A 7,255-nucleotide genomic window follows, 5' to 3' on the forward strand; every position below is an offset into this window, starting at 1 on the left:
TGAGAAAGGTAAAAGAGAAGTAATTTGTATCAGCATTAAGTAATCACACAAAAGTAATTCCTTTGAGTGCTTATTTCTTCAAGAATAATCGCGAGACTGAAAATAAATAGGGTCTGTTAAAACGCGACTCCATAAATTACTCTCAGTACTAACGATCATTCTTTAACAAAAACCGTATCGATTCCGCATTACCAATTCGCTTTCCACCGTTTTCAGCAGGGGTAAATTCGCAAGATTTAGCGATGCGTAGAGCTTCTTGATCGAGTTCTTCGTTGTCGCTGCCCCACTGTACTTTGGCGTCGACGACTTTTCCTTGAGGGGAAATGTAGACGCCTATGACGATGCCCAGGCCATATTCTTTGGCATTGGCGACACGCAATTTTTCTGAAGGTTTGCAGCTATTGGCGTCGACTATACCTGTGCTGACCTGGCCCGGATCAATCACCCATTTGTAGCGTATCAAACGTTCGCTCGGTATCCAGTTCCCGGCGGGGATGACCTGACAGCCGACGATTGCTTGCATGACGAGCATGTCCAGGGCTTTCCAGCCGCTGCTTCTGAGCAATTCAAACGAATCGATTTTGCCGGCATTGTCTATTTTTAGTTTCAATATGGTGTCGCCGTGTAAGCCATATCGCGTTCCTATTTTGGGGTAACTTGGGACGGCACAGGTTTTAGAGATATCAAACGTTACGTCATTTTTTTTGGGTTGATCGGATGCAATGTTGGTTGCTGGAGTGTCCAAGGTATTTGACGAAGCTGCAGATGCCGCAGAAGCAGCAGTAATTGGGCTCGTTGTGATGCGCGGGCTTGGCGGCTCCTGTGCGATGGCTGAGAGTGCGGCGCTTTGGATGATGGTCAAGCTCACGACAGTGTTGAATAAAGCACGCAAAAGTAGCTTGGTGTTGGACTGGGATAAACGGCACAGAGCGGTACGACGCATTGTCTGACCTTCGTTGAGGCGCATTGTCAGATGATTGGTCAGATTTTGCATGAGACTATTTTTCATTGGCAGCAATATGATTAGTGTCATCAATGATGCGATTAAAATCATCGATGTTATTTATGTTATTAGTGTTATTAATGTTATTAGTGTTATTTAAAAGCAAATATATAATAACTTAAGATAAATAAATTAACATCTTTTTATCTTTCTCTGAGGGCAAGTTTTTGATTTTTTTGCAATTACATGAGAACAGCGCAAAACGTTGCGTATGCATGACTTGCGCATGACAGCGCTACGGAATACGTGGCTTTGGGGTGATATTGCGTTGCAATAATTGGCGTAACTACGGTAACCTTGATATCTAGGAAGTTGATGTAGTTTTATTTAGACAATGGTAGTGCGCATCTTGTGCAAATTATGTGCTTTGTCTGATAGAAAATGCTTGCGCAGCTGCAATGAAGCCGACCACCAGAAATCGCATCTTGCTACCCCAAATTTGAATTTTTATTAGAAAGTCAGTATGGCAAAAATCACTTTATCTTTATTAGGCCTGGCTCTGGCGCCTTTGTTTGCAATGGCTCAGACAGCGCCCAATTCCACGCTGAACAATGCGCAAGAGGTCTTGCCGTCTATCGTTAAATTCGGTGTGGAATCCGTCAAAATGCCGGGTGACGAACGCATGGGACTATTGGGTGGCAGTTATCTTCTCGAAGTCAGTCCGGAGATTTTTGTGGGGCCTGGGGTGTATGGTTCTATCACGGGTAATCGCGGTGGTTTGTTTGTGGGTGGTGTTGAGGCGACATGGCGCAAACCGATCACCTCCGGGCTGACGCTTGAACCTGGGCTGTACGTCGGTGGCGGTGGCGGCGGTAGTGCTGGTGTTGGTGGCGGTTTGATGGTGCGCCCACACGTAGATTTAATGTGGCATACCAAAGGTTCTGCATTTGGTTTGTCGGTCTCTGAAGTACGTTTTCCAAGTGGGCATGTGAATAGCAACCAGATTGGATTGGTTGCTAGTTTTGATGAAGACTTCGCCTTCACACAGCCGGGTTTGGGAGGTCATTCTTTATTAAGCACAGGGCGTGGCGGGCTGGGTTTTGATCGCGTTTTACTCAATCTGGGCAGCTACACGCCTCGGTCTGGTACGGTAAGACTTGATGGTTCGGCACCAGGCAATATTGGTTATGCGGGTTTCCGTGCGGATCAATTTTTAAATGAGCATGTTTTCTGGGGTCTGGAAAGCGGCGCATTTGCCCATGGTAGCTCCGACGGTTATGCAGAAGTGTTAGGCGCTCTGGGCGTTGAATATCCTGTGGTCTCTGATCAATTTAAAGTGGGTGCACTAGCAGCCGTTGGTACCGGCGGTGGCGGCAAGATCAATGTGGGGGGTGGCGCGCTGATTAAGGGCGGCGTTTATACTCAATGGCAAGTCACCAAGCAGGTCTTTGTCGGTCTGCAAGTTGGTATGGCAGACTCACTGAATGGTAATTTCAAAACCCGTTACGAAATGCTGCAAGTGGGCTTGAAACTCGATAGCGCAAATAGTTCCTCCTCTAGCAAAGAGTTACGCACAATTACCAATTCAGAATGGGCAGTGGATGTTGCCGATTACCTGAAAGTAAAACGTTATTCCGGCGCACAGCAAAATCTGGAAACGATGGGTTTTGTGATGAATCGTGATATTACTGATTCTGTCTATTTATCAGCACAAGCACACAGCGCCTTTGGTGGTAATGCGGGTGGTTTCTCTATCGGTTTGGTTGGCCTGGGCGTGCGTTCACCAGAAATCGCCCATAGCATTTCATTTGGTATTGAAGGCTTGATTGGTGCGGCAGGCGGCGGCGGTGTATCTACGCAAGGTGGTGCTGTCGTTCAGGCGATTCCGTATGCGAATTTTGCGCTGAACAAGCACTTAGCATTGCGTCTTGGCGTGGGTCGTATTCACTCTTTAAAAGGTGAATTTAACTCGAATGTAGCGAATGTGGCTTTGACCGTTCCGTTTGGCTTGCCTGGCCGATAAGGGCTAGGGATGATCGTAAGTGGATACCTTGCAAAAGCATCTTAGCTTTTTCAATTAACCACTTCCCTATTAACGACAAGCTTGTAACCAAGAGCAAGCTTGTCGTCGCTCTCTTGCAATTTTTTGCGCCATCACTGATTCCAAACATCCGACACATCGTCACTCTCTGTCTTTGTCATCTGAAAGCACGCCATGAAGCAACGCTATTCAATCGTTTCCATTGCCATTATCATCATTTGTCTCGCTATCGCCGCGCTATCACGATTGGGGGCATCGATAGATTCACTCTCGCCATTTTTTATTGCCAGCCCGGGTAGCATGGGACTTAGTGATGTGATGCATGGCCAGCTATGGCGGTTGGTGACGCCGATGTTTATTCATTTCGGCATCATGCATTTGGTTTTCAATTTGATGTGGGTATGGGACTTAGGAAGGTTAATCGAGAACAAAAAAGGTGCCGGCTTTTATCTTGTTTTTGTATTGAGCGTCGGTATTCTTTCGAATCTTGCCCAGTATTTTTTTACAAATCCACCTTACTTTGGCGGCATGTCGGGCGCCCTTTACGGCATGTTTGGATTCATCTGGATACGTGGTCGCTACGACGCGACATTTGCAGATGATCTACGCAAAGATACGATCGTTATGATGCTAGGCTGGTTTGTTTTATGCTGGACGGGATTGCTAGGTCCGATCGCAAACTGGGCGCACACGACGGGTCTTATTGTTGGTGTTAGCTGGGCTTATTTAAGTCATATTTTTAGCAATTCGACGAATGACCCGACCCAAAAGACCTTGTTCACCGAAGTGCAGTTACCGAAAAAACAAAGCCTGCAATATCTCTCCACTGCCGACATGATGCAGCTTGAATCATTGAGGCAATGGGCACGCGAACGTTATCAACCAGAAGCACGGCAGAAGTATGACAGTGTCGAAGGCAAGCTGAAGATTATTGATGCGATCGTACTGCAAGCCCATGGCAGCAAACTGAAAGCGGAAGAAATGCAAGCCTTAGAAGTGACTTTTGGCGATGCGTTGGTTCAGGTAACGGCGATGGAATGGGCGACATTGGCAGATCGTTCACAAAGAACTTTCGTTTTATTAACACCGCAAACGCCGCAACGCCTTTGGCAGCTCATTACGGTGGCGCAATGGCTAACGAGCGGATCGCACGATAGCATCAGCAAAGTTTTTGACAATGTCGTTGCATTGATTAAGGCGCAGATGAAAGATTGAGCGAGGTAAAATTTGGAATTAAGAAATTGAGAAATTAAGAAATGAGAACCTGTAAGAAATTTTAATTTTTGAATTTTGAATTTTAATTTTTGATTTCTCCCATCTTTATCTTTACCACGGCGAGTTAAGCCCCGATTAGATGTCAAGTAAATACGCGGCATTCAGGGCGTTTTGCATTCAAGACGATGATGCAATAACGATTGTGAATATTATTTTTTCAATTTTTTAACAAATAATTCCGATATTCCCACCCGTTTTTCATTTCAGTTGATGCAAAGATGCTTGGTTCTATCTGCCGATCAGGCGATGCTCAATGAGGCTATGCTCAATCAGGCTATGTTAAACTTGACGACCTTGGCCGCAGATATATTTGCATTGGCTTGACCAGACTTAAATACCGCTTTAAACACAGATAAAAATGACAACTGCAACAGAAATCAATCAACTTTTTCCGCGCCCTTTGTGGCAATGGTTTGAACAAATTTGCGCGATCCCTCATCCTTCAGGCCACGAAGCGGCCCTGAGTGAATTCATTCAACAATGGGCAAAAAGCCGGAATCTTGCTGTTGTGGTTGATCATGTTGGTAATCTGATCATCCGCAAGCCAGCCAGCCCAGGCATGGAAGATCGCAAAACAGTGGTCATTCAAGCGCATTTGGACATGGTTCCACAAAAGAATGCCGATAAGGTGCATGACTTTGTGACAGATCCAATACTGCCGTGGATCGATGGTGAATGGGTTAAGGCGACAGGCACGACGTTAGGCTCTGACAATGGCATTGGCATGGCGTCCGCGCTGGCAATTCTGGGCGCCGATGACATCAAACATGGGCCACTCGAAGTCTTATTAACGGTCGACGAAGAAGCGGGCATGACGGGTGCTTTTGGTTTGCAGGCAGGTATGTTGGATGCTGAAATTCTGATCAATACAGATTCAGAACAAGAAGGCGAAATTTACATGGGTTGCGCGGGCGGTGTTGATGCTGAAATCACGGTGCCAGTGCAATGGCAAGTAGCAGATCAACAGCAACAAGCTTTTACGCTCAGTATTTCAGGTTTAAAAGGTGGTCACTCGGGTGTGAATATTCATCTGGGTCGCGGTAACGCGAATAAATTGATTGCCCGTTTTTTAGCGGGTCATGTGATTGAATTAAGTATGGCTTTGAGTGAATTCAAAGGCGGTTCTTTACGCAATGCAATTCCACGTGAAGCCCAATGCAGCTTCACTCTACCGGCGGACAAAGTAGCTTTGCTCACACAGCGCATTGCGCAATATCAAGCAATTTTGCAAGCTGAATTGGCCGCGACGGAACCAGCACTCAAGCTAACATTGAGCAACGCGTCAGCGCCTTCGCAAACGATGCAAAGTGGATCTCAAAAACAACTCATCAATTTGCTCAATGCTTGCCCAAACGGCGTGATGCGTATGAGTGACGACATTGCCGGCGTGACTGAAAGCTCATTAAATGTCGGTGTGATCACGACAAGAGCAGACAGCGTCAGTGTGTTATGTCTGATCCGCTCATTGATCGATAGTGGCCGCGAAAATATCGAAAGTACATTGCAATCATTAAGTGATCTGGCAGGTGCGACGATCACGTTCTCCGGCTGCTATCCAGGCTGGAAACCAGACACCACGTCACCCGTCATGGCGATTGTCAAAGCAACTTATGAAAGCATCTATCACAAAGAACCTGAGATCATGGTGATTCATGCTGGGCTGGAATGTGGCCTGTTTAAAAAGCATTATCCACATCTGGATATGGTATCAATTGGCCCGACAATCCGCTTCCCGCATGGACCGGATGAGATGGTGAATATCACGACTGTAGGTCAATACTGGACGTTGTTATTGGCGGTACTTGAACGGATTCCTGCAAAAGCAGCTTAAACCTGACCTCAATGAGTCAAAAAATATACACGGGGATCAGCGATGGTTCCCGTTTATATTTTTAGCACCGTTATTAGTGCCGTTATTAGTGCCGTTATTAATGCCGTTATTAATGCCGTTATTAATGCCTTTACTAGTTCGCCATCCCAGGCGTGTAAGGTGTAGGATGTCGTCTGTATTTACCTCATCAGGAATTGTTTTGTCGCAAATCACCCCAAACAATAACAACATAGCAACAGAACAACTCAGTTGCAATGACAACCCCGCGTTTGAAGAAGCGCAGGAAACAGAAAACACCGCCGTTCGTGAACCACGTCTATGGCACGATAAAGGTTGGACAGCACGTGTGATTAAAAATGACGACGATGAAGGCTGGGCAGTCGCTATGTTAAAAGACGGCGAGCCAGAGCCAGCACTCGTCGGTCCATGGACAATGGGACGCGATAAGAAAAATCCTAAACCGCTTGATACCAATGCGTTTAACACCTTGGTGAAAACAGCCTCAGAGGTGATTCGCCGCCATGAGCAGCAATTACATGCACAACTCAATAAAAGTCTGATGGTGAGTACTGACGACGCTGACTATAAAATCCTGCTAACGATCGTGCCCGACGAAGATGACCCGTATGCCTATTTAAGCGCCGAAGACGCGACAGGAGAATTGATTGCAAAAGTCAAAGTCACGCCGAACTTCAAACTCAACCGCCAAAACGCCTTGCGTTGGATAGAAAATGAATTCAGGCGTCCTGACTAAGTCGGTAACCTTGTAGTCCTGCCGATCATTTTATTGCCCAAATAGTCGTCTGAACATCATCTTCTACACCATCACTTTGCATCCTGCTCAATCGGCGGTAGGATTTAGTGATGGTTGTTACACCGCCCCTCTTCCACAATTCTCCGACAAAGTTCTCGCAGTGTTCCGACGGCGCCACTCGATGAATTCATTGTTTTAAAAATAATTGACAAAGAATAATCACTCGGAGATACTTCAAAACGATTTGGATGATTTCTAAATTTTTTTTAGATTATTTTTAAATTAGGCGAATTCTAGGATGAAGTGCAATTTATGAACGGTACCGGTTAATGAGGGCAAGATGCGATAGCATTTGTGCCTTTTTGACCGGCCAGTCGAAATTGCATAATGAACTACACACATCTCACCCAA

The 7,255-nt window shown here is 45.9% G+C and carries 5 protein-coding genes; 4 read left to right on the top strand and 1 reads right to left on the bottom strand.

What is annotated here, in order from left to right; translation table 11 throughout:
• Positions 1–148: 148 nt before the first annotated feature.
• The gene (locus ACO0K1_RS15520) at positions 149–1,033 is read right to left on the bottom strand and encodes a TonB family protein (protein ID WP_423027310.1); all 885 of its coding nucleotides are present in this window, start codon (positions 1,031–1,033) and stop codon (positions 149–151) included.
• Positions 1,034–1,466: 433 nt separating this feature from the next.
• Between ACO0K1_RS15520 and ACO0K1_RS15525 the strand changes: the two genes are divergently transcribed.
• The 4 genes from ACO0K1_RS15525 to ACO0K1_RS15540 all read left to right on the top strand — a co-directional run bounded on the left by ACO0K1_RS15525 (position 1,467) and on the right by ACO0K1_RS15540 (position 6,844).
• Entirely contained in the window at positions 1,467–2,966 is a 1,500-nt protein-coding gene (locus ACO0K1_RS15525) for a hypothetical protein (RefSeq protein WP_423027312.1), read from the top strand.
• Between the two features lie 192 nt (positions 2,967–3,158).
• On the top strand, positions 3,159–4,199 hold the full coding sequence (locus ACO0K1_RS15530; protein ID WP_423027314.1) for a rhomboid family intramembrane serine protease: 1,041 nt from the start codon (positions 3,159–3,161) through the stop codon (positions 4,197–4,199).
• 418 nt (positions 4,200–4,617) lie between these two features.
• Positions 4,618–6,090, top strand: coding sequence for an aminoacyl-histidine dipeptidase (locus tag ACO0K1_RS15535; protein ID WP_423027316.1), 1,473 nt, complete (start codon positions 4,618–4,620; stop codon positions 6,088–6,090).
• A 199-nt stretch (positions 6,091–6,289) separates the two neighbouring features.
• Complete coding sequence (locus ACO0K1_RS15540) at positions 6,290–6,844, top strand: hypothetical protein (protein ID WP_423027318.1); 555 nt, start codon at positions 6,290–6,292, stop codon at positions 6,842–6,844.
• Positions 6,845–7,255 lie beyond the last annotated feature (411 nt).

It is taken from the genome of Undibacterium sp. SXout20W (genome assembly GCF_049340285.1).
In the GTDB taxonomy this organism is placed as follows: Bacteria; Pseudomonadota; Gammaproteobacteria; order Burkholderiales; family Burkholderiaceae_D; genus Undibacterium.

Bases quoted from the DNA above. Each gene is read 5' to 3' on its own strand.
- ACO0K1_RS15520 (WP_423027310.1), bottom strand. From the start codon at position 1,033: ATGACACTAATCATATTGCTGCCAATGAAAAATAGTCTCATGCAAAAT.
- ACO0K1_RS15525 (WP_423027312.1), top strand. From the start codon at position 1,467: ATGGCAAAAATCACTTTATCTTTATTAGGCCTGGCTCTGGCGCCTTTG.
- ACO0K1_RS15530 (WP_423027314.1), top strand. From the start codon at position 3,159: ATGAAGCAACGCTATTCAATCGTTTCCATTGCCATTATCATCATTTGT.
- ACO0K1_RS15535 (WP_423027316.1), top strand. From the start codon at position 4,618: ATGACAACTGCAACAGAAATCAATCAACTTTTTCCGCGCCCTTTGTGG.